The sequence below is a fragment of the Binatus soli (SeqCode) genome, assembly GCF_050015535.1.
GTDB lineage: Bacteria > Desulfobacterota > Binatia > Binatales > Binataceae > Binatus > Binatus soli.
This window is the reverse complement of record NZ_JBEKBF010000008.1, coordinates 1-23,562: the sequence shown is the minus strand read 5'-3', so window position 1 is coordinate 23,562 and position 23,562 is coordinate 1. Positions and strand designations below refer to the sequence as shown.

Annotated in this window: 20 protein-coding genes; 11 read left to right on the top strand and 9 right to left on the bottom strand. The window is 61.3% G+C overall.

Annotated features, from left to right (window positions below; genetic code table 11):
• Positions 1-35: 35 nt before the first annotated feature.
• From ABR989_RS07625 to ABR989_RS07610, 4 genes are all read right to left on the bottom strand, one after another.
• Positions 36-3,089: a protease pro-enzyme activation domain-containing protein gene (locus tag ABR989_RS07625; RefSeq protein ID WP_428127198.1), complete on the bottom strand. Its 3,054-nt coding sequence runs from the start codon at positions 3,087-3,089 to the stop codon at positions 36-38.
• Between the two features lie 192 nt (positions 3,090-3,281).
• Complete coding sequence (fsa, locus tag ABR989_RS07620; RefSeq protein ID WP_428127197.1) at positions 3,282-3,932, bottom strand: fructose-6-phosphate aldolase; 651 nt, start codon at positions 3,930-3,932, stop codon at positions 3,282-3,284.
• Positions 3,929-4,483: a 2-amino-4-hydroxy-6-hydroxymethyldihydropteridine diphosphokinase gene (gene folK / locus ABR989_RS07615; protein WP_428127194.1), complete on the bottom strand. Its 555-nt coding sequence runs from the start codon at positions 4,481-4,483 to the stop codon at positions 3,929-3,931. The genes fsa and folK overlap by 4 nt, the downstream gene beginning before the upstream one ends.
• 8 nt (positions 4,484-4,491) lie before the next feature.
• Positions 4,492-5,661 carry an LL-diaminopimelate aminotransferase gene (locus ABR989_RS07610; protein ID WP_428127191.1) on the bottom strand — a complete coding sequence of 390 codons (1,170 nt, stop codon included), beginning with the start codon at positions 5,659-5,661 and terminating at the stop codon, positions 4,492-4,494.
• 254 nt (positions 5,662-5,915) lie between these two features.
• On the opposite strand from ABR989_RS07610, the gene ABR989_RS07605 reads away from it, so the two are divergent.
• The 9 genes from ABR989_RS07605 (at position 5,916) to ABR989_RS07565 (ending at position 17,134) form a co-directional block, all read left to right on the top strand.
• Entirely contained in the window at positions 5,916-6,431 is a 516-nt protein-coding gene (locus tag ABR989_RS07605; RefSeq protein WP_428127189.1) for a cytochrome c3 family protein, read from the top strand.
• Positions 6,432-6,443: 12 nt separating this feature from the next.
• Positions 6,444-9,362 (top strand): molybdopterin-dependent oxidoreductase, encoded by a 2,919-nt coding sequence (locus ABR989_RS07600; RefSeq protein ID WP_428127186.1) that lies wholly within the window; start codon positions 6,444-6,446, stop codon positions 9,360-9,362.
• Positions 9,363-10,721, top strand: coding sequence for an NrfD/PsrC family molybdoenzyme membrane anchor subunit (gene nrfD, locus ABR989_RS07595; RefSeq protein ID WP_428127183.1), 1,359 nt, complete (start codon positions 9,363-9,365; stop codon positions 10,719-10,721).
• Positions 10,718-11,239: a DUF3341 domain-containing protein gene (locus tag ABR989_RS07590; protein ID WP_428127182.1), complete on the top strand. Its 522-nt coding sequence runs from the start codon at positions 10,718-10,720 to the stop codon at positions 11,237-11,239. Before nrfD ends, ABR989_RS07590 begins: the two co-directional genes overlap by 4 nt.
• Positions 11,236-12,456, top strand: a complete 1,221-nt coding sequence (locus ABR989_RS07585) for a hypothetical protein (protein ID WP_428127180.1) — start codon at positions 11,236-11,238, stop codon at positions 12,454-12,456. The genes ABR989_RS07590 and ABR989_RS07585 overlap by 4 nt, the downstream gene beginning before the upstream one ends.
• A 95-nt stretch (positions 12,457-12,551) precedes the next feature.
• Complete coding sequence (coxB, locus tag ABR989_RS07580; protein WP_428127179.1) at positions 12,552-13,481, top strand: cytochrome c oxidase subunit II; 930 nt, start codon at positions 12,552-12,554, stop codon at positions 13,479-13,481.
• Between the two features lie 10 nt (positions 13,482-13,491).
• Positions 13,492-15,966 (top strand): cytochrome c oxidase subunit I, encoded by a 2,475-nt coding sequence (ctaD, locus tag ABR989_RS07575; RefSeq protein ID WP_428127176.1) that lies wholly within the window; start codon positions 13,492-13,494, stop codon positions 15,964-15,966.
• Positions 15,963-16,292, top strand: coding sequence for a cytochrome C oxidase subunit IV family protein (locus ABR989_RS07570; protein WP_428127175.1), 330 nt, complete (start codon positions 15,963-15,965; stop codon positions 16,290-16,292). Before ctaD ends, ABR989_RS07570 begins: the two co-directional genes overlap by 4 nt.
• 23 nt (positions 16,293-16,315) lie before the next feature.
• On the top strand, positions 16,316-17,134 hold the full coding sequence (locus ABR989_RS07565; RefSeq protein WP_428127172.1) for a cytochrome c oxidase assembly protein: 819 nt from the start codon (positions 16,316-16,318) through the stop codon (positions 17,132-17,134).
• 8 nt (positions 17,135-17,142) lie between these two features.
• Here the strand turns inward: ABR989_RS07565 and ABR989_RS07560 are convergent, their stop codons facing one another.
• Positions 17,143-18,534: a hypothetical protein gene (locus tag ABR989_RS07560; RefSeq protein WP_428127170.1), complete on the bottom strand. Its 1,392-nt coding sequence runs from the start codon at positions 18,532-18,534 to the stop codon at positions 17,143-17,145.
• 175 nt (positions 18,535-18,709) lie between these two features.
• On the opposite strand from ABR989_RS07560, the gene ABR989_RS07555 reads away from it, so the two are divergent.
• Positions 18,710-19,750 (top strand): hypothetical protein, encoded by a 1,041-nt coding sequence (locus ABR989_RS07555; RefSeq protein ID WP_428127167.1) that lies wholly within the window; start codon positions 18,710-18,712, stop codon positions 19,748-19,750.
• A gap of 6 nt (positions 19,751-19,756) precedes the next feature.
• Here the strand turns inward: ABR989_RS07555 and dapB are convergent, their stop codons facing one another.
• From dapB to ABR989_RS07535, 4 genes are all read right to left on the bottom strand, one after another.
• A complete protein-coding gene (gene dapB / locus ABR989_RS07550) occupies positions 19,757-20,554 on the bottom strand; it encodes a 4-hydroxy-tetrahydrodipicolinate reductase (RefSeq protein ID WP_428127165.1) in 798 nt (265 codons plus the stop codon).
• Positions 20,555-20,607: 53 nt separating this feature from the next.
• Positions 20,608-20,868: a hypothetical protein gene (locus tag ABR989_RS07545; protein WP_428127162.1), complete on the bottom strand. Its 261-nt coding sequence runs from the start codon at positions 20,866-20,868 to the stop codon at positions 20,608-20,610.
• Positions 20,869-20,956: 88 nt separating this feature from the next.
• Positions 20,957-22,138, bottom strand: coding sequence for an MFS transporter (locus ABR989_RS07540; RefSeq protein ID WP_428127160.1), 1,182 nt, complete (start codon positions 22,136-22,138; stop codon positions 20,957-20,959).
• Positions 22,139-22,144: 6 nt separating this feature from the next.
• Positions 22,145-22,768: a DUF1054 family protein gene (locus ABR989_RS07535; protein ID WP_428127158.1), complete on the bottom strand. Its 624-nt coding sequence runs from the start codon at positions 22,766-22,768 to the stop codon at positions 22,145-22,147.
• Between the two features lie 151 nt (positions 22,769-22,919).
• On the opposite strand from ABR989_RS07535, the gene ABR989_RS07530 reads away from it, so the two are divergent.
• Positions 22,920-23,222 (top strand): hypothetical protein, encoded by a 303-nt coding sequence (locus ABR989_RS07530; protein WP_428127156.1) that lies wholly within the window; start codon positions 22,920-22,922, stop codon positions 23,220-23,222.
• The last annotated feature ends 340 nt before the right edge of the window (positions 23,223-23,562 follow it).

The following is a 23,562-nucleotide window of genomic DNA, read 5'->3' as shown; positions in this document are numbered from 1 at the left end:
TCGCTAACGAATAGCTCTCCCTGTCAGGGAAGTGGCTATTGGGACAGTAGGGATTTTTTCTTCTTGGCCTTTCCGGTTCCCGCCAGCGAAACGGACTGCGGCGAGCCGATCACGTTGTCATAAATTATCAGGCTTCCAGTCTGCCGCGTCGTGTCCGGCGGCGTGAAGGTCACCGATACCTTACAGCTCTTGCCGGGTGCGAGCGTTTTTTCGCATTCCGACTTGACCGCGAACACCGGCGGCCACGCGTTCCAGCTCTCGACGCTCACCGCCAGACGTATTTTCTTCTTACCCGCGTTCGTGATCGTGACCGTCTTGGGCGCGCTGGTATTTCCGACTTTCACCGTTTTCCCGAATGCCAGCGAATGGGGACTGATGGTCAGCTTCGCCGAGGTCGGAGTCGGCGTCGCAGTCGGGGTTTGAGTGGCAGTGGGAGTCGGCGTCGCGGTGGCTGTACGAGTGGCCGTGGGAGTCGCCCCCGTCGCGGTTGCCGTCGGTGTCGGCGTGGCCGTCATGGTCGCCGTCGGCGTGACGGTTGCAGTCGCCGTCTTGGTAGCCGTTGAAGTTGCGGTCGGCGTGGGCGTCGCGGTCGGGCTGGCGGTGCGAGTGGCGGTTGCAGTCGCCGTATTGGTAGCCGTTGAAGTTGCGGTGGCTGTCGCCGTTGCAGTTGTGGTCGGCGTGACGGTCGCAGTTTTGGTTGCCGTTGCCGTCGCCGTGGTGGTTGGCGTCGGGGTCGCGGTCTGAGTCGCGGTCGAGGTCGCGGTCGGCGTGACGGTCGCAGTTTTGGTCGCAGTCGCCGTTGGCGTCGGTGTCGGGGTGGGCGTCGGGCCCAGTGCGCCGAATGCCTTCACAAGATTGTACGCATTCACCGTCCCGATTCCGGTCGCAAAGTCCCAGCCGGGTTGCGTTCCGTACGCGGGCTGATACGCCGAAGTCGACGTGGACAGGACGCCATAGGTGCCTGACGGGTCGTAACAGTTATTTGTGCCCGCCGTGCATGGCACGTCCATGTCACCTTGGGTCACGTCATAAAAGATGCACGAGCCGGCCACATCGTTGCCGAGTGCCGAGTTGCAGGTCGAGCTGCCGCTTGCGCCGTATTCGGTTTGGGCCAGCGAGTAGTAGGTGGCATTCGGATTACCTTGGCTGCTGGCAGTATACTGATTCACGAGCGCCTGAATGCCGGCCATAATCGGCGCGGCGAACGAGGTTCCGCCACCGCCAGCCCACTCGCTGGGAGCGGCGGAACAGGATGCTGCGCCGTTGCTTTCCTGGCTCGGGTCGGACCAGCAGACCACGTAGTAATGGTTCCAGACTCCGTCAGCCGCGAACAGTGAGACGTCCGGAATGTCCCGCACGCCGTCGCTCGGATTGCCAAAGACCGATTGCCATGGCGGCTTCGGCCACCCTTGGCAGGTACCGCCGACGACACCTCCCGTCGATGGCGCCCCGGTCGCGCATCCGCTCGGGCCGCCGCTGCCCGCGGAGGTGTTCAGGAGGGAGTACTGCGAGGCGATCGAGCTGTTGCAGGAGCCGTTCGAGCCATAAGTGAAATCGTCACCGATACCGTAGTTGACAAAAAGGTACTCGGCGATCAGCTCACTGGCGCATGAGTCATTCCAGGGAATTTCCGGGATGTAAGATAACGCTGAGCCATAGTCGGAACTGTTCGTCGCACTCCAGTATGTGCCGGCGGGGGCGTTGGCGTAAGTATCGCCGAAATCGGTGCCCCCCACGGCTACATTATACTGCGTGGAGGCAAATGCACTGACGGTGATCCCGTATTGCGCGACATTATTTCCTTCGTTGAAATCGCTCATCGCCGCGCCACCATCTCCGGCCGCAACGAAAACCGACACGCCCCTCGACGCCGCCAACTGGTACAGGCCGTTGATGTTCGAGTTCCCCGACGCGCCCTCCAGCACCTCGGACCAGGCATAGCCGAGACTGACGACCCCAGGGACCGGGCCGCCGTTGCTCAGAATGTTTTGCAGGGCGATTAAACCTCCGAAGTTGGTGGTATTCTTGCACGAGGCCAGTTCGATGGCCGCATTAGGCGCCGCCGCGCTGGCCCATTCGGCGTCCAGGATTGGTTCGAACTCGGCGTTGGCGACGACGCCCGGATCGCTACAGGCGCCGCCAGTGCCGGGCGCCGGATGGACCTGCGTGAAAGAGCCGCTGGGGTAGGCGCTTGAGAGGCCAAAGGTCGTGCGGAACGTATCCCAATCCGTGTTGTCGGTTCCGGCCGGGTTGGTGTTGTACGCGTCAGTGGGCTCGATCACCACGATCGTCTGTCCCTGGCCCGAATAACCCGCCGCGAAAAGCGGATTCAGATTGTAGATTGTGGCCAAGTCCGCGGGTACCACCGCCCAACAATCGGTCCCTGTGATATCGCCGCAGCCGGAAAAGGTATATGCGGCGCGCGGCTTGTTCATCGGATGCGGCATGAAGTTGTTCAGCGACACGACTCCGACTACCGCCGGCGCCAGCGCGGCCGGAATCCGCGGGTCGCTCATGTTGGCGATGTGCTTCTTACGGTTCACCTCGAGATTGTGAATCTCGGTATGGAAGGCCTCGCGCACCTGGCCGGCCGTCCCGGAAAAGTCGATCACGTTGTTGGGATAGATCAGGTTGATGGTAAAGCCGTGCGATTGGAGCCATCGCGTGATCGCCGCCAGGTCCTTCTGCGCCAGGCCGTAGCGCTCTCCAAACTGCTTTGCGGTGAGCCACTGATGGAAATTCGGCGACTTGGGTTCCGTAAGTCCATCGATATATTTGTCGAGTGTCTGTTCCTGCTCGGGAGGGCGCCGCAACTGGAGCCACAGGTGCTCCATCGGAAAGCTATCCGCGACCGGGCCGCGATCGTTGGCCGCCGTCGCTTCTGGACGCGTATTGCCCGCGAGCGTGGCAAGATTGTTCTCGTCGATTTGATCCGTGACGAGAGTGCGAGCAATCGGCGCGCCGCTCGGCGCGGCGGTGGTCGCCGCCGGAAGCATCGTCACGCCGGCCAAGAGCGCCAGCGTGCTGACGAACACGATTGCCACCAATCCGGCAAGTCCCAGAACCTTGAAGGCGGAGCGACCGTTCATATCCCCCCTATGGACTGACTCACGCAAACCGGAATTTCCATATAGGGGCCCAGCCCCTGTGCATAGAGTCTACGGCCTCCCTGTGCAAGATTCCAGTTTCCAGCGGCGGCGGGAGGGCCGGTTCGATTGTTCAGCCGTGCCGCGCTTGTTGCAACCGCGTCGCGCGAATCCGACAGAAGAGGGAAACAGCAATCAGATCTTCTGATTGGTCTTGCGCCAGTCGGCGAGGAAGCGCTCGAGCCCGAGATCCGTCAGCGGATGATGGAGGGTCTGCTTGAGTACTGCGAACGGCACTGTCGCGATATCGGCGCCGACCGCGGCCGCACGCAGCAGATGGGTCGTGTTGCGCACCGACGCGACCAGCACCTCGGCCGGATAGTCGTAGTTCGACAGTATCTGCACCATATCCTCGACGATCGCGAATCCGTCCTGTCCGATGTCATCGAGCCGTCCGATGAACGGCGACAGAAACGAGGCGCCGACTTTGGCCGCCGCGAGCGCCTGGAGCGGAGTGAAGATGAGGGTGACGTTGACGCGGATGCCGCGTTTGGCGAGCGCGTGGGTCGCCTTGAGGCCCTCGACGATCATCGGGCACTTCACGACGATGTTTTTGTGGAGCTTGGCGAGCTTTTCGCCCTCCTCGATCATTGCGGACGCTTCAGTCGAGATGACTTCGGCGCTGATCGGTCCGTCGACGATTTCGCAAATCTCGCGCAGCACGTCGTGATACGGGCGCCCGGTTTTCGCCATCAAGGATGGATTGGTGGTGACTCCGTCGATGAGTCCCCAACTGGCGGCCTCGCGAATCTCGGCGACCTCTGCGGTGTCGATAAAATATTTCATCGGGTGGATGCCTCGCGTTTGGACGGTTGCGGCCTCAACAGGTCCGCTCGTGCAAGAGTAACACGAAACGGCGACTTAAGTCCCGCGAGCATCTCGGAAATGGATGCGTTGAGTTTCGGATGGATCAGCGCGGGTGCGAGCTCGCTCATGGGGGCGAGCACAAAGCGGCGCTCATGAAGGCGGGGATGGGGTACTTTGAGGATTCGGGTATCGATGGTTTCCTTGTTGAAGAACAGCAAATCAAGGTCGATGATTCGCGGCCGGTACTTGCCGCGGGATTGCTTGCGTCCCTTGACGCGCTTGCGGCCCATGATCCGCTCAAGCGCGAGCAGGCGGCGCATCAGAACTTCTGCGGGGAGCTCGGTCTCGACTTCGACGACGCCGTTTAGAAACGCGCCCTTGAGATCGCCGATCGGTTCGGTCTCGTAGATCGAGGATTGGCGCACGATCCTCGTGTCCGGGATCTCAGCGATCCGCTGAATCGCCTCGCGATAATTGGCGGCTCGATCGCCTAGATTACTGCCTATTCCGATGAAAGCCCGATGGGGCATCCTCGCCGTTAAAACCGCAGCGCTTTTAATCGGTCCACCGCCTCGGCCAACCGTTCGCTCGACACCGTAAGCGAGAAGCGAACGTACCCTTCGCCACCCTTGCCGAATCCGGAGCCGGGCGTAATTGCGACGCCGGCTTCCTTCAATACGCGCTCGGTAAATGAAACCGAGGTGTAACCACGCGGAACTTTGGTCCAGACGTAAAAGGTCGCCCGCGGCTTCTCGCATTCCAGCCCGAGCGCGCGCAGCGAGCCGACCAGCAGGTCGCGGCGTTCCCTGTAGATTGCGCAATATTCGGCGAGCCTATCGCCGTCGGCGCCTTCCAGGCCCGCGATCGCGGCTTCCTGCACCGCCTGGAAAACGCCGGAATCCATGTTGGTCTTGACCTTGCCGAGCGCGCCGATCAGCTGGGCGTTGCCGATCGCGAAGCCGACGCGCCATCCGGTCATCGAAAAGGTCTTCGACAACGAGTGGAACTCGATTGCACATTCACGCGAGCCTTGGGCCTGGAAAACGCTCGGAGCTCGATAGCCGTCGTAGGCAATTTCGGAGTAGGCGCTGTCGTGGGCGAGGATGATGCCGTGCTTGAGGCAGAATTTGACCGCATCTTCGAAAAAGGATAGGTCAACGGTTGCGGCGGTTGGATTGTTCGGATAGTTCAGCCACAGCATCCGGGCGCGGCGCGAGACCTCGGCGGGAATCGAGGCGAGATCGGGAACGAATCCGTTTTCTTTTCTGAGCGGCAGAAAATACGGCTCGCCCCCGTTGAAGACGCATCCCGAGTAGTACACCGGGTATCCGGGGTCGGGAATCAGCACGATGTCGCCGGGATCGACGACGGCGGTCGAGAAGTTTGCGATGCCTTCCTTGGAGCCAATCAGAGCGCATACCTCGCGCTGATGGTCGAAGCTGACGCCGAAACGCCGCCGGTACCAATCCGCGGAGGCCCGGCGGAATTGCGGCAAGCCTTCGTAGTCGGGATAGCGGTGATTTTTGGGATCGTCGGCGGCGCGCTTGAGAGCCTCGACGATGTGACGCGGCGTGGGCAGGTCGGGGTCGCCGATCGAGAGGCTGATAACGTCAACGCCCTTGCCTGCGACCTCCTTCTTCAGGCGGTCAAGCTCGGCAAAAAGGTAGGGCGGTAAAAGGCCCAGTCGAGAAGCAGTCTTGATTTGCACCTGTCGAAACAGCCTCAGACCACGAGAACCTAGTCGTAAGTAACATACTTTGCGGGCTGTCGAAACTACTTGTCGCAATAAATCGGCGTTCTCGCACAATGGGAATCCACAGGTACGTCCTTTATTAAACGATCCAATCCAGCGTATAAAATTAACCCTACTTGATTGGAAACGATCGTGTTGTTAGAAAGTTTAACCGTTGAGTGGTGGCGCGGCGGCGCTTTTTCGGACTATTCACAAGCCTGATCGTGAGCATGAATCGGATAGTGCTGCCGCTTGCCCTGGCGATGCTGATGCTGGGCGGGGCAGTGATCGCGCTGTCGCAGCGGCCATGGGCGCCCCGGGCAGACATAGTTCAGCCGATACCATTTAGCCATCGAGTACACGCCGGGGTGAACAAGATTCCCTGTTCGTATTGCCATGCCTATGCAAGTCGATCGTCTGAACCGGGCATTCCGGCGGTAGCCAAGTGCGTGGGATGCCACGGCAACAGGATTGCGGGAGGCGGAATCCAGCCGGTGACGCGGCCGTGGACGGACGACACGCCGGCGGCGTTCGAGATTCAGTGGAATCGCGTGTACACGCTGCCCGACTTTGTGCGCTTCACGCATCGGCCGCATATTCATGCCGGGCTGCGATGCCAGAGTTGTCACGGCCCGGTGGAAACGATGGATCGCGTGGCGCCGGCGTTTGAAATCAACATGGGTTTCTGCGTGGACTGTCACACGGAGAAAAAAGCGACGCTCGACTGTGTGGGCTGTCATCACTGAGTGAGGGAGTAGATGCGCGAGGGACCGTCGATATCCAGGCGATCATTCATCAAGCTGGCCGCGACTGCGGGTGCGGCGGCGGCGATCCCTGGCTGCGAGCCGGCGGCGAGGCAGCTGATCCCTTACGTGGTGCCCGATGAGAACGTAGTCCCCGGCGTGCCGAGTTTTTTTGCCACGACGTGTTCGGAGTGCCCGGCGGGATGCGGTGTGGTGGCGCGAATCCGGGAAGGGCGCGTCGTCAAGCTGGAGGGAAATCCGGCCGATCCGATTGGTCAGGGTTCTTTGTGCGCCCGGGGACAGGCGGCGCTGCAAGGTCTGTACAATCCCGATCGCCTTGCGCATCCGCAGGTTCGCGGCGACGACGGTGCGATCCGGACCGTTTCGTGGGACCAAGCGGACAAAATGCTGGGCGACAGGCTGGCGGCGGCGTCGAAGGGGGGCAAGGATCGCGTCGCGTTCTTCGGTTCGCCGCAGGGCCCGACCTTCAGGAAAATCGCGCTCGCGTTTGTCGGCGCTTATGGCTCGTCGCGCGCGATATTTTACGAGGCCATCAACCAGGAACCGGCGCGGGTTGCGGCGAAAACGATCTTTGGCCGGCGCGATCTGCCGTCGTATCGAATCGATCAGGCCGAAGTGCTGATTTCCTTCGGTGCGGACTTTCTCGAGACCTGGCAATCTCCGGTGGAACTCGCGCGCCAATACTCGCTGTTCCGCACACCGCATGAGCGGCGCGGCACGCTGACCATTGGCCGCGCCACTTACGTCGGCCCGCGGCTCAGCATGACGGCGTCGAAGTGCGACGACTGGATTGCGACTGCTCCGGGCGTGGAAGCCGATGTTGCGTGGAGCGTGCTCAACGTTCTCGTCAAGCAGCGCTGGGTTTCGCAGAACTCGGGCTTCGATCTCGCGGCGCTAACCAAGGCGGTCGAGAATTTCGATCCAGTCGCCACGAGCGCGCGGACCGGCGTGCCGGTGGAAACCATTACCAGGCTCGGCGAGACGTTCGGCAGGGCCGAAGGCGCGCTGGCGATCGCGGGCACGAACGATTCGTCGGCTCATCTTGCGGCGATGATCCTCAATGCGGTCACCGGCAATTTCGGCAAGACCGTAATGTTCCTCGAAGGCTCGCCGGCCGAAGAGACCAGCACGCCGGATGAAGTGGACGCGGCGGTTGACGCGATGCGCGGCGGCAAGATCGATGCGGTGTTCATCGCGGGCGCAAATCCGGTCTTCACGATGCCCGCGTCGGCGCGAGTAGCCGAGGCGATCCAGAAAGTTCCGTTCGTCGTGTGGGCGGGAGGCGTGCCGGACGAGACCGCCGCGATGGCGAGTCTTCTCCTGCCAGCGCATCATCCGCTCGAAGCATGGCGTGACACGGCGCCGCGCGCGGGAATCCGCGGACTGGGACAGCCGGTGATGCAGCCGGTGTTCGACAGCAAGCCGGTCGGCGATATCCTGCTTGCGGCAGCCGCGGGATCGTCGAGCGCGAAACTTCCGTGGGCGAGCGCTGCGGAGGCAGTCAAAGCTGAATGGCTGGCGCTGGCTCTCAAGGCAGACGGCGCGGATCCCGAAGATTTCTGGGTAAGCGTGCGGCGCGAAGGCGGATTGTTCGAGGAACAGCATCTCTCGGCGCTCAGCCTCGACACGTCTGCGTTCAAGGCGCCCGTACCGGCCGCGGCTCAGTCGGAACTTTCCGTTTACGCCTATCCACACATTTTCCTTTACGACGGCCGCGGCGCGGACAAGCCGTGGCTGCAGGAATTGCCCGAGCCGGTCACGCAGATCGTGTGGGACAGCTGGGCCGAGATCCATCCCGAGACGGCGCGCAAACTCGGCGTCGCCAAGGACGACGTCATCGAGATCAAAACGGAGCACGGCGCGATCGAGGCGCCGGTCCTGGTGGAGAGCACTGTTCGTCCGGGTGTGATCGCGGTTCCTTTGGGACAGGGGCACCGCGCGTACGGCCGTTATGCAAAAGACGTCGGCGCAAATGCGTGGGCGATATTGGCGGCGGGCGCGGCCAGTGCCGCCGCGACCGCGCGCGCGACCGGCAAGACGCGCACGCTCGTTTCACCGCTGGGCAAGAGCGACATGATGGGCCGATCGATCGTCGAGGCGATGAGTATCGAGCAGTTGGCGCGCGGCGTGGTTCCCAGGAGCGAGGCCGAAGAAGTCACCGGGCCGTACGAAATGTACCCGCCCTGGAAATATTCCCGGCACAAATGGGGCATGACGATCGACGTCAATGCGTGCACCGGATGCAGCGCGTGCGTGACCGCGTGCTACGCGGAGAACAATGTCCCGACGGTAGGCAAGGACGGGGTCGATCGGGGCCGAATCATGTCGTGGATTCGCATCGAGCGTTACTTCCCGCCGGCCGGGGAAGCGGCGCAAGCGCCGCAGCTCTACCTCGCGCCGATGCTGTGTCAGCAGTGCGATCACGCGCCGTGCGAGCCGGTCTGCCCGGTGTTTGCGTCGTATCACACCGAAGAAGGGATCAACGGCCAAGTTTACAATCGATGCGTCGGCACGCGCTATTGCGAAAACAACTGTCCGTACAAGGTGCGCCGATTCAACTGGTTCGTGCCGGAATGGCCCGCGCCGCTGAACCTGCAACTCAATCCCGACGTGACGGTGCGCGGCGCCGGCGTGATGGAGAAATGCACGTTCTGCGTGCAGCGAATCCAATTCGCCGAGCTCAACGCGCGGACTGAAGATCGCGAGCTGCGCGACGGCGAGATCGTCACGGCCTGCCAGCAGGCGTGCCCGACGCGCGCAATCACGTTTGGCGACAGCAACGAGCCCGCGAGCGCGATGATGCGCCGGCGCGAGGACAACAAGCTGCGCAACTATCGCGCGCTGGAAGAACTCAACACGCAACCAGCTATCACGTATCTACGCGATCTCTATCGCGAGAAAGGAGGGGCCTGAGTGGCAGCGGCGCCGAAGATACCGGTCGAGCCGAGTTACCGCGACATTGACCGCAGCGTGCTGCGGGTGATGGAGCCGGCCGGCCTCGCATACTGGGCGTGGATCGGATTCTGCTTCACGCTGGTGGCGATCGCGGCTGGGTTCTGGTTGCGCCAGATCTACTCGGGACTGGGCGTGACGGGACTTCGCCAGCCCGTGATGTGGGCAATCTACATTACTAACTTCGTCTTCTGGGTCGGTATCGCGCACTCGGGAACGTTGATCTCCGCGATTCTGTTCCTGTTCCGCACCAAGTGGCGCACCGCGGTTTATCGCGCTGCGGAAACGATGACGATATTTGCGGTCGCGACGGCGGGACTGTTCCCGCTGATCCATCTTGGCCGCGTCTGGTTTTTCTACTGGCTATTGCCATACCCTAATCAGCGATACTTACAACCCGACTTCCGCTCGCCGCTGGTATGGGACGCTTTTGCAGTAAGTACCTATCTGACTATTAGCGCGCTGTTCTGGACGATGGGACTGATTCCCGACGTTGCGAACGCGCGCGAGGCCGCGACCGGATGGCGCAAGAAATTCTACACGGCGCTCGCCATGGGATGGCAGGGTACGGATCGCCAATGGCGGCATTACTCAATGGCGTATTTGCTGATGGCGGGCCTGGCGACTCCGCTGGTGCTTTCGGTGCACTCGGTGGTGTCGTGGGATTTCGCGATGGCGATAAATCCGGGCTGGCACAGCACGATCTTCGCACCATACTTCGTCGCCGGGGCGATTTTTTCCGGCGTCGCGATGGTTATCACGCTGCTAATTCCGATGCGCAAGCTGCTGGGCATCGAGGACCTGCTGACGGAGTGGCATTTCGACAATCTCGCCAAGGTCGTGCTGCTGACCTCGCTGGTAGTCTCGTACGCGTACATCACGGAAGCCTTTATGACCTGGTACACAGGCGATCCGATCGAGCAGATGACATTCCACATGCGCTACTTCGGGCCGTGGGGCTGGATGTACTGGGTAATGGTCTTGTGCAACTGCGTAATACCATTGTTGCTATTTTCCCCGCGCATCCGGGTCAACATGAGGGCGCTCTGGATAATCACAATTTTCGTAAACATCGGGATGTGGTTCGAGCGTTTCGTGATTATCGCGGGTTCGCTGACGGCGAACATCGAGCCTTCGCAGTGGGCCGGCTACCGTCCGTCGATCACAGAAATCATGATCACGGTCGGCAGCTTCGCGTGGTTTGTCGGGCTGTTCTCGCTCTTCGCAAAGTTCCTGCCGATCATATCGATGACGGAACTTAAAGAAGGAATCGTCTGGCTTCGGAAGGCGCTCAAGATGGATCGAGTCAAAGCCGCATGAGCACGATAGCGATCATAAGTTCGTTTGCGGATGAGACTCAATGCGTGCAAGCGGTCGAGGAGCTCCGCGCGGCGCAGGTCGGCGATTTCAATACGTTCTCGCCAATCCCGAGCCACAAAATCGAACATGCAATAGGCAGGTCGAAGAGCCCGGTGCGATGGCTGGTGCTGGCGGGCGGAATTTCGGGCGTTCTTACCGGACTCGCGATAACGATTGGAACAACTTACGAGTGGCGTCTCAACGCGGGCGGCAGACCGCTGCTGTCGTGGCCGCCATTCATCGTGATTTGCTTCGAGTTGATGGTCCTGCTGGGCGGAATTTTCGGCTTCTTCGGGGTGCTGATGCTGTCGGGTGTGCCCACGACCACGATGGCGCCGGGGTACGACGGGCGCTTCGGCGAGGATCGATTTGGGATCGTGGTTCGATGTGACGAGGCGGAAGCGGCGCGTGTCGAGTCGATGCTGAAGGAATCGGGCGCGGAAGAAGTCGTTCGCGAAGACGAGGCGCAGCCGCGATGAGCATCAATCTTCAACGGGCGCATCGCGAGCGCGCGGCGATGAAGCCGCGAGCCGTCGAGTCGGTGGCCGGCACGACGATGAAGACGGTGGCGGGCGCCATGATCGTGCTCGGCGCGATCGCGTTCGTGCTGGCGCTGATCCGAGGCGGAGCCACGATCGCATGGGAAGCCTATCTCGTCAACCTGCTGTTCTTCCTTGGCGTCGCGCAGGGCGCGGTGGTCGCGTCCGCGTCGTTCTATCTGACGCAGGCAAAGTGGGGCGGTTCGACGCCGTATCGGCTCGGCGAGGCGTTCGCGCCATTTCTGTGGGTGGGATTTTTTCTGTTCTTTGGGCTCTACTTCGGCCGCAGCCTGATTTTCCCGTGGGTAACGCATCCGATAGCGCAGAAGGCTGCGTGGCTGAACACTCCGTTTCTTTTTGCACGTGATGGAATCGGGCTCGGCGTGATGGCTGCGGCGAGCTTCGCGTTCATTCGCGTCTCGCGTAGTGACGGCGCACGGGCGTGGACGATTGCGACCGACGAGATCGAGTTGCCGCCACACTCGATACGAGTGTTCGCTCCGCTGGTTGCGGTCCTGTTCGCGGCGGTCTATTCGCTGATCGCATTCGATTTGGTCATGTCGCTCGCGCCGGTGTGGCGCAGCACACTTTTCGGCTGGTATTTTTTCGCCGGGTGTTTCTGGAGTGGATTGACCGCGATGGCTCTTACAGCAGCCGTGCTGCGCGGTCGTTTGGGCGAGAACAACCTGTTCACGAATCCCACCGTCATGCACGACTTTGGCAAGATGGTCTTCGCGTTCTCGGTGTTCTGGATATATCTGCTGTTCGCGCAGTACATTGTGATCTGGTACGGCGATCTACCGGTCGAAACTTTCTTTATCGTTCACCGGGTACATCACATGCCGTGGTCACCGCTATCGGTGGCGTGCCTGGTTTTGATCTGGCTAATTCCATTTACGGCGCTGATGAGCGTACGGGCCAAGAAGACGCCGGTGATTCTCGGCACGGTGGCGGGACTAGGGCTGGCCGGGATGTGGCTCGAGCGTTACGTGCTGGTGGTTCCGTCGCTGTCGCTCGACGCGATCCCGTTTGGCGCCACGCAATTTCTGATATCGATCGGTTTCCTGGGCGCATTTCTCATTTCGGCAGTGCCGGGACTAAACCGCGTCGCGCAGGCGGCGACCTCGGGAGAACCGGTTGGAGATGAGGCGGAATGATCGGGCGGGGTTCAAATAGGTATTCGATCGCGACGATAGTTATGCAAATAGCTATTGCACTGGCTATTACGGGATGCTCAGCGACGGACCATCCGATGACGACCCTCTCGCCGAAGTCGGACCTGGCACAGTGGATTCAGAGTCTTTACATCGATGTAACGGTGTGGGACGCAATTATCCTGGCGATCGTGGTCTGCGCGTTTATCCTGGCGGTGTTCGTTTTCTCGTCTCGAGTAGGCGAAGCCGCGCCAGCATCGACCGCGTCGTCCGACCTGGGTCTGGAAATCGCGTGGACGCTTGGACCCACGCTGGTGTTGGTGATGATCTCGGTGCCGACGGTACGTACGATCTTTCGCTCGCAGCCGGCGGTCGCGCCAGCGGGGGCGCTGGAGATCAAAGTAGCAGCGCATCAGTGGTGGTGGGAGTTTGACTATCCAGACGGTGCGAAGACCGGCAACGAACTGCATATTCCCGCCAACCGGCCGATTCGCCTGTTACTGGCATCGGCCGACATCATACATAGCTTCTGGGTCCCGCAACTCGGCGGCAAACGCGACGTGGTGCCCGGCCAAATCAACGAGCTGACATTCGTCGCGACGGTGCCGGGAATGTATCCGGGACAATGCGCGGAGTTTTGCGGCCTGTCGCACGCGAACATGCGCTTTCGAGTGTTCGTCGATTCGCCGGATGATTTCGCGAAATGGGATAGGGCGCAGCTTGCGGGGCCGGCCGCAATTCCGGCGACCGATCTGCTGGCGTTAAACGGCGCAAACGTTTTCGCCAACAGTCCGTGCACGACCTGCCACATGATCCAGGGCATCTCGAAGGGGTATATCGGACCTGACCTGACGCATTTCGGCAGCCGCACGACGCTGGCCGCCGGGGTGCTGAAGAACACGCCGGAAAACGTCGCGAAGTGGATCGTGAATCCACAGGGAACCAAGCCGGGCGCAAACATGCCGGCGCTGCTGCTGCCGGGGCCGAAGATGAACGCCCTGGTCGCGTATCTCGAGGGTCTGAAATAGGGAGCGTCGAATGGCTGCCCAGCCGAAAACATTGCCAGCGGATCAGCCGAGCTACCTCGAAGGTGGCGGGATACTCGGATGGCTGACGACGATCGATCACAAGCGCGTAGCCGTGATGTACCTCGTCAGCGCGCTGTTTTTCATGGCGCTCGGCGGATTCGAAGCGATGGCGATTCGCGTACAGCTGTGGCGTCCCGACAATCACGCGCTGTCGGCGGCGACCTACAACGCGTTTTTCACGATGCATGGGACGACGATGATCTTCCTGGTCGTGATGCCGCTGCTGCTCGGATTTTTCGGCAACTTCCTGATCCCGCTACAGATCGGCGCACGCGACGTCGCGTTTCCGCGGCTCAATGCGGCGAGCTTCTGGCTGGCGCTGGTCGCGGGAATTTTGCTCCATCTCGGCTGGATTCGCGGCGGACTTCCCGATGCGGGATGGTTCGGTTACGCGAACCTGACCGAGCGGTATTTCACGCCGGGCCTCGCGATCGATTGGTGGGTGATCGGGCTGCTTGTGTCAGGCGCTTCGACGGTGCTCACAGGCCTGAACTTCCTGACCACGATCATCGCGATGCGCGCGCCGGGCATGACGTATATGCGTATGCCGATGTTCATGTGGTCGCTGATGGTGACGTCGATCCTGATTCTGATCGCGTTTCCGGCGCTCACGATCGGACTGATCTTTCTGCTCTTCGATCGTTTCTTCGGCACGCATTTCTACGTCGCATCGGCGGGCGCTACGCCGATTCTGTGGCAGCACCTGTTCTGGCTGTTCGGTCATCCCGAAGTCTACATCATGGCGCTGCCGGCCTTTGGGATCATCTCGGAAGTCATTCCGACGTTCTCGCGCAAGCCGCTGTTCGGCTATCCCATGATGGCGTATTCGATCTGCCTGATCGCATTCCTGTCGTACGGCGTTTGGGGGCACCATATGTTCGCGACGGGAATGGGCCCGGTCGCGGACTCGGCGTTCGCGATCACTTCGATGCTGATCGCAATCCCGACCGGGGTGAAGATCTTCAGTTGGATCGCGACTGTTTGGGGCGGCTCGCTGCGCATGACGACCGCATTCTATTTCGCGCTGGGGATGCTGATCGAGTTCACGGTCGGCGGACTCAGCGGCATCATGCACGCATCGGCGCCGATCGATCTCCAGCAGACGGACTCGTACTTCGTCGTCGCGCACTTTCACTACGTGCTGTTCGGCGGCGTGATGTTCACGATCATGTCGGCATTCTATTACTGGTGGCCGAAGATCACCGGCCGCATGCTCGACGAGCGGCTTGGCAAGTGGCACTTCTGGCTGACGGTCGTTGGATTCAACCTCACGTTCTTCCCGATGCATTTTCTCGGGATGTGGGGGATGCCGCGGCGCACCTACACGTACGGCGCCGACATGGGCTGGATGCGTCTCAACCAGCTGGAAACGATCGGCGCATTCATTCTCGGCATCGCGTTCCTGTTTTTCTACTTCAACCTTTTCAAAAGTGTCGCCAGCCGAGAGCAGGCGCCCGCTGATCCATGGGACGGACGCAGCCTCGAATGGTCCACGCCGTCGCCGCCGCCTGCGTACAATTTCGCGACGATCCCGCAAATCCGCGGCCGCGACGCGTGGTGGATTCTGAAATACGGGCACGCCGGTTCGCGCGGCGTCGCAGCCTATATGTCGGGCCAGGCGCCTTCGCAACCGCAGCCCAGCCAGCCGGCATCCGTCGAGGACATCCACATGCCGGCGCCTTCGATCTTCCCGCTGGTGTTGAGTCTTGGCGTGGGAATGATGGGTCTCGGCCTCATCATCGACTGGTATCGCATCATCCTCATCGGCGCGGCGGTCGCGGTCCTGTCGATTGTCGGGATGGGATTCGAGTACGCAGACTTTGGCGAAGAATCGCACGATCCGGAGCACGCACCGTCGTCGGGTGGAGTCGATGTACGCAAAATCGGCATGTGGTCGTTCATCGGCTCGGAGTGCGTGTTCTTCGCGAGCTTGATATCGACGTTCATCGTTTACAAATCGCGCAGCGTTAGCGGACCCGGGCCGCAAATCCTCAACATCCCATTGACCTCGTTCAGCACTTTCATTTTGCTGATGAGTTCGTTGCTGATGGTGCTGGCACTCGCGGCCACGCAGCGCGGCGACAAGCGATGGGAGCGAATCTGGCTCGGCGGCGTAATCGCATTCGGGCTGATTTTTCTTGGCGGCCAGGTTTACGAGTTCACCAGCTTCTACCACGAGGGCATGGGGCTGACGACCAACCTGTTCTCGCAGTCGTTCTTCGTGCTGGTCGGATTTCACGGCGCTCACGTCGCGATCGGAGTGCTGTGGCTGTCGGTGCTGTTGGCGGCGGCGATGACGGGCAAGCTCGGCCAGTCGCGCGCGCTATCGGTCGAGCTCGCGGGACTCTACTGGCATTTCGTCGACGTAGTGTGGATCATCATCTTTACCCTCGTTTATCTGATGCAGGCGGTGCCTGGAGCATGAGCGACATTGCAGACACCCAAGGCGGACAGATTCATCATCCCGGTGCGGCGACCTACCTGACCATCGCCGCGTTCCTGGTCGTATTGACGGCGATGGAGGTCACAGTCTTTTACGTGCATGCGCTCCATCCCGTGCTGGTGCCGCTGTTGATGGTACTGGCTGCCGCCAAGTTCGCGCTGGTCGCGATGTTCTACATGCATTTGAAGTACGATAGATGGCTGCTGACGGGAGTGTTCATCTTCCCGTTGATAATTGCGACGCTCTTGCTGGTCTCGCTGATTTTGCTGTTCGCATATCTGTCCAATCACATGGCGCCGATCGGATAGCCGCTGGGCGAGCGTCTTTGACGATGGACATCTTCGGAGAACATCCGAGCATACCGATAGGCATCGCGATCCTGATCGCGATTTACCTCGGCGCATGCCGCGCGGCCGGCCGCAAACCGACGCGGCGTCAGGCGATGTGGTTCGCGCTAGCGATGGGCGCGATTCTATTCACACAGACCGAACTCGATGAACTTGCCGATGCGCGACTGTTTTCGATGCACATGCTGCAGCATCTGATGCAGGCTTTCGTGATTCCGCCGCTAATCCTGCTGGGGACGCCGGGCTGGATGCTGGCGCCGTGGATGCTCAGCAGGCCGATCAAGCCCATCGCGCGGTTGCTCACGAATCCGGTAATCGCGTTCCTGATTTTTTCGGCGGTCTTCGTCACCGCACACTTTCCGCCGATATTCGACCGGATGTGCCGCGACGAGAATTTTCACATTTTCCTGCACTTGCTCTTCATGGCGTCCGGCATGCTGCTGTGGTGGCCGATTCTGAGTCAGATCCCCGAGCTGCCGCGGCTCTCGTACCCGGCGCAGATCCTTTATCTGTTCCTGCTGATGATCCCGATGACGGCGGTGGCCGCGCCGATCACGCTGGCGACGAGAGTGATTTATCCGTGGTACACCGAAGGCCCGAACGGATGGGGCCTCAAGGCGATCGACGACCAGGTGCTGGGCGGGCTGATCATGTGGATCGGGCAGGGCACCTATCTGATGATCGTTTTCACATTCATCTTCTTCAGGTGGTCGCAGCGCGAAGACTGCGATATTCCGGTTCCGCCCGCAGCGATGACTCCGGAGCTTCGCGTGCTGCGATCGCGTCGCGTCGCCGGCTCGTAGAGTCGCGGCTACGAAGGAAGGATGCGCAAATCGGTTCGCGCGGCGGACGGCATCGCTGCGCGATAGGCGAAGCTGAGTGTCCAAAGCGTCACCGCCGAGTAGACGACACCGCCGGCCGCGATGCATGCCGAGCCGGCGACCGCGAGATCGATCGACCCGGCGAGCAGGCCGCCGGCAACCATCGCGACCCCGAGGTTGTACGCGATGAATACGAATGGCCGCGTCCGCGGAATCGATAGTTCCGCTATCGTAACCGCCGGCCATCCAACCCCGGTCCGCGCACGTGCAACGAATCCCGGAAAGAGCTGATACGACATTCCAATGATGAAATTCGAAATCCATCCGAGCAGACCCATCACGCCGTAAGCCGACGCGATGCGGCTGCCATATTCACCGTCGGCGCCGGTGACAGTGAGCGCGAGCCCCATCGCGATCGCAATCACGAGCCAGAAGACTCCGCAAATCGCATGACGTGACGTCCAATCGAGCGGCATCCGTCGCGTGCGCACCAGCCGTCCGATGGTGAAGATGTACGCGAGCAGGGACGCTGCGATCACACTGCTCCATAGAGTCGCGCCGGCGACCCCGGTCAGCAGAGTCACTCCGAGTCCGATGATTCCAATCGTCAGCGCGTAGAGCTGCCAGATCGCGGCCGCGGGGAGTTCGATCCTCGGCAGCAAAAACGCGGGTAGCATCCGGTAGGACACGGCGCAGATGGTCAGCGTTACCCATCCGAGCGCGGCGAAATGTACGTGACTGGAAAGATTCGTCAGCACGCTGCCGCCAAGGAAATCGTAAGTCTTGTCGAGGCCGAGCGTGAGTCCAATTGCAGCCGCGAGTACCAGAAAGCACACGCCCAAAAACATCCCCGTTTCGGCAACGCCGCGTCCGACCTGCGCCCACAGACACGGGATGATCTCAGCGGCGAACATCAAAACGCTTATCACCACCACGATCGCCGCGAGCCAGAGCCCAAGCCAGATTCCAATCTCGAAATGCGCGATCATCCCCGAAACGCCGATCACGTAGAGCACGAGTTGCACTAACGCCATGCGCGGGTACGGGACCGGATGGTGCGTGAGCGCCGGGACGTAGCGATACATCACGCCCATCATTGCCGCGGTGATCCACCCGAGCGTGAACGTGTGCACCAGCGCCAGCGGCCTCATTTGATAGAAAAACGAGGCGACGTCCGCGATTACGAACGGCATCGCGGCGACGCCAACGGCGAAGAACGCAACCGCGACGGCAAAGAAATGGATCGGCGTGCGGCCGATCCGGAGCAGGTTGGGATGATTAAGATGCTCGTGATGATCACCGGCCCGCGCTGCTTTGGGAGCCGATGCCGAAGAAGAGCGCGAGGCTTCAGATTGCTCTGTTGTTTCAAGTCTGCCGGGCATGACGCGAAAACCATTTCATCTTATCCTGCAGCCGACATCGAGCTAAGTCCGTGGCCAGGGCGAAAGAGCGGCGAAAGGGATTCGCGATGCTTGCCGGTTGCAGATCTGGTGCGTTACCAGTGGAATAGACACGAGTTCATCCTGGCCTGCACGGGCCGGTCGCGTGACGAGGAAGATGGCACACTCGAGGGCGCGGATCATTGTCGATGGAGCGGTCGCGGGAATCATCGGCGCCATTGTTGTTGCCGTCTGGTTTCTAATCTTCGACCTAATTCGTGGCCACGCATTTGAAACGCCGGCTCTGCTGGCGGCGACGATTCTGCATGGGTCGCATAGTCACGAGATCAATCACGGGCTGAAGCTGCTGGCGCTGGAATACTCGCTGATCCACTTCAGCGCATTCATCGCGTTCGGCATAGCTGGAGGATTGCTGCTCGAAGCCTGCGAGACCGAGTCGTCGCTGTTTTTTTCGCTGGCGATTTTTTTCGGCGCATTCGAAGTTTTCTTCATCGCGGTAGTTCTGTTGCTGGGCCCGAACGTGATGGCGGAACTGACCTGGTGGGGCGTCATCGTCGGCAACCTGCTCGCCACGGCCGCGATGCTTTCATATTTCTTGTGGCGGCATCCTGCGCTTGCGTGGCATCTGCTCGGTGGCTGGATCGCTGTCGCGCGCGAAGGTGTGACGGCCGGACTGGTGGGTGGGATCGTCGTCGCCATCTGGTTCTTGGGCTACGACGTCGCCTCGGGCAATTTGTTTCACACGCCGGCGATTCTCGGGGCGATGGTATTTCGCAACGCGGACGTGAGCGATGGCATCCAAGCGACGTTGCCGCTGGTGCTCGGCTACTCGATTCTGCATTTCTTGGCGTTCGCCATGTTCGGACTGGCACTGGCGATTTTGCTTGCGGCTTCGGAATGGGAACCGTTCATGTTGCTCGGTGCGCTGCTGCTGCTGGCGGTGTTCGAGGTTTTCTTCGTCGGATTCGTTTCGCTGATCGATCAGTCGGCGCTCGAGGCCCTGGGATGGTGGAAAATCGTCGCGGGAAATATCCTGGCGCTGATCGCGATGGCGACATACTTCATCCGCGGCCATCGCGGACTCGGCATCAGGCTGGTTGAGCGGTGGGCGATGCTCGACCATGAAGGCGCCGAGATGGGCGATCAGCCGCCCGCGCCGCCCAAGCACGAACCCGGCAGTCATCCGACACGTCTTTGAGTTGGGTTAAATTCCGAGCACGTCGCGCATCGTGTAAAGCCCGGGCTTGCGGCTTATGAGCCAGCCGGCGGCACGAAGCGCTCCGCGCGCGAGCGAGTCGCGGCTCTGCGCGCGATGAATCAGTTCGAGGCGCTCGCCCTGCCCGCCGAAAATCACGGTATGATCGCCGACCGCGTCGCCCGCGCGTATCGCGAGCACCGCAATCTTGCCGTCGGGCCTGACGCCGGTGATTCCTTCGCGGCCGAACACCGCGTTAGAAGCGAAATCCACGCCGCGTGCCGATGCGATCGCCTTGCCAAGCGATAGCGCGGTGCCGCTTGGCGCATCGACTTTGGTGCGATGATGAATCTCGATAACTTCGGCGTCGAAGTCGGGCAGGATCGCGGCGACTTCGGCGACGATCTTGGCGAGCACGTTGACCCCGATACTCATGTTGGGTGCGATCACGGTGCGCGTCTTAACCGCCAGTTCGCGCGCACGCCTTTCCATTTCGGGCGTGAAGCCGGTCGAGCCGATTACGATCGCAGCGCCCGTTTTGGATGCGACTTCGAGATGTTCCATCGAGGCGGCGGCCGTCGTGAAATCCATCGTGACGGTATCGGGTCGCGCGAGCGACGCATAGTCGTCGGTAATTTTCACACCGAGCGGGCCTACGCCGGCGAGCTCGCCCGCGTCGGATCCGATCGCGCTGTTGCCGTGCGCTTCGAGCGCGCCGACGATTTTGTGCGCCGGATCGCGCGACGAAAGCGCGACCAGAAGGCGGCCCATCCGGCCCGCTGCTCCAGCCACGATTAGATTAGCCATCGGAATTCACTTTGCCCGCGTGACGCGGGCGGGGATACGGAAGCGGTCGCGGCTCAGGAAGCCGGAGCCTCGGCGGGCGCCGCTTCGGGCGCGGGCGCTCCTTCCGCGGGCTTGCCATGCTTGGCCTTGAAGTGTTCGTCGCACAGGCTGCTGGCGCCGTGGCGATGCTTGCGGCATTTCTCGAAGGTGCAGGTTTTGTAGCGCGCCTTTGGCATCTCACCGGCTTTCCAGAGCCGAAAATGCATCCGGCAGTAACCCTTGCCGACCGCCTCGCGCGCGCAATCTTTCGCTTTGCAGTTTCCTTTGTTCGCCATGAATCCCTTCTTGGAGGCCGCTTTCCGACTCGAGCGCGGGAATTTGCGGCTGAGCAATTCATCTACAATAGTGTTTGGCGCCGGTGCTTCATAGAGGGCTGTCTTGGTGGTGAAATTTTTCAAAATCAATCGTGCGCAGCAAAAGCGCCAGCGCCGCCATCGCGATCGTGGCCGCCAGCGCGACCTCCATACTTGCGCGCGCGCTCACATCGGCGATCGCATGGCCCATGATCCAGGGCGCGACGATCCCGCCGAGCGCGCCGCCTGCCACTACGATCGAAGTCATCCTGCCGACCTCGGCCGGGAACCGCGCCGCGCCAACCGCGATCATGTTGGGGAAGACCGGGCCGTATCCGAAGCCGATCAGGAACACCGCCGCCGCCGCAAGTCCGCCCGCCGTCGGCGCCGCGATCAAAATCACCAGCGCGGCCGCCGATAGGGCGGAGGCCAGCATCGTGAATTGCGGCAATGCGATGCGATGCCCCAATCGTCCGCCAAATGCGCGCCCGCATACCAATCCCAGCCAATACAGCGAGACACCCGACGAAGCGAGCAACGGGCCCAGCGCCCCCGCCGTGCGCAAGTAAAGAAAGAGCCACGCGCCAATCCCGATTTCGGCGCCTACGTAAAGGAACATCACTGCGCTGATCGCCCAAATCAGCGGATGCGAGAGCATCGGGATAAATCCGTCACCGGGCGCCGGCGCCGTTCGAGCTTCGATCGCCGGAGTCACGCCCAAACGAAATGCGATCGCGGCACACACCAACGCGCCGGCGCCGAACACCCGCCAGTACGGCACGCGGCTCGTGAAGGCGACGCTCACGATCAGTGGTCCGAGCAACGCTCCGACACCGAACAGCACGTGCAGGTAGTTCAGCGCAGAGGCGAGCCGCTCGCGATTGAGATCTGCGATCAGGGCATTGGCGCCGATATCGATACCGCCATTGGCGAGGCCGATCAGAAATCCGGCGTACAGCAGTCCCGCCAGTCCCGGAGCCACGGCGAGCCCTGTCAGACCCGCCATGAACAACGCCATCGCACCGACGAGGATCTTTTGCGCGCTCAGTCGTTGATTGATCTCGCCGGCGATCAGCAGCGATATGAAGTAACCGGCCGCTGAGGCGCTGACGATCAATCCAGCGCGTTCGATCGGCAGATGGGCGGTATGAGAGATCTGCGGCAGAAAGGGGCCGATCCAGCCACTATTGATGCCCACCATCAGCAGGCACGAATATGCCAGCCGGGTGATCGTTCCCTCGCGGCTCGTCATCCAACGTCACGACGCGGCGGAGCGCAGCACGCGGTAGAGCGGTTCGAGCTCGCGAAACGCGTCGAGTACTTCGGCGCGATCGACTTTCAGCGCGTCGCGCACGGGCCATCCGAAGCCGAGGTCGATGCCGCCGGTTTTTTTCGCGAGCGCATCCCCGAGTCCGTCGAAGAAGTCCGGGCCGGCCGCGCTCGAGTCCGGCAATATCCGGCAGTCCCAGTTTTTGTACTGCTGGATCTTGGCGCCGCGAAAAGATTCTTCCAATTCAGCCGACTTCGACTTGATCAGCCGCGCCATCTCGGGGCGCTTTTCGGCGTCGGATTTCACGACCGCGCGCGCGTGGATGCCCGCGCCGGAGATGCATAGCGCGAGATATCCGTAGCGCTTGTATCCCCTCGGCGACGGCCCGAATGCTGCCCATGTCTCATCCGGAGGATTCACCGTGCGCCGCATATGCTTGGCGACGTGCGCAAAGAACTCCATGTGCAGTGTTCGCGACAGTTCGGGCGCCAGTTCGATCCCCAGCCGGACCAGCCGGGGCCTGATGCGCTCGTAGATCTTCGTCATGCGAGCGTTGAAACCCTCGATCGCAAACACGTCAAAATCGCCGCGCGAAAAACCCAACGTCGCCATCAGTCCGACCTCATTTCTCGACTCGGCCGCGCTCGAGCCCCTTGTGCCTCCACGATACATGCAAATCGCTTCTGCTATTATGCAGCAGTACGCATTGAAACCGGATACTATCAGGGCTCGTACAAACCTAAGCGGGCGGAGGTCCATGAAGATGAAACGAGGAATGACGATATTATCGGCAGCGGCACTGACATTTGCGATGGCGGGTCCCGTGATGGCACAGGCTCCCGTCACTCACGGAGCAGTCACAAACGCGGACTACGCGTTTTTCGATTCGCATCCCGACCTCGCGCGGGAACTCGCGAAAGATCCGGCACTGATCGAGAATCGGCGCTGGGTGGATAATCATCCGGCGCTGCACGAGTATCTGAAGACCCATCCGAACGTGCGCCGCGAATTCAAAGCGCACCCGTACAAGTTCATGCATCGCGCGGAGGGGCTCCAAACACACTAGAAATTGGAAAAGCCCCGGTGTGGGGTTTTGGGGTTCCCGGCAGCAGTGGCGAAGGCTCTTTGGACGCCACGGAGGACGCCGTGGACTGAACACCCGGCCGCGCCCTTGAAAAGAGAGGCGACTGGGCCTAAACCCGTCAAGTAACCGTGAGGCAAAACGGAAATTCCGGCTTAGGCGGTCGCGACAGCACAGCAGACTTAGAGTTCGATGCCATCGCGACGAGCACTCTCGGAGAGCCAGCTCGCGCGCGCATTCTGGCGCTGTTCCGCGCGTCGTATCGGGAAGCCAACGAGGCGTACCTCGAGCGCTCTCTTTCCCGGCTGCGCTTCATCGCGACCGC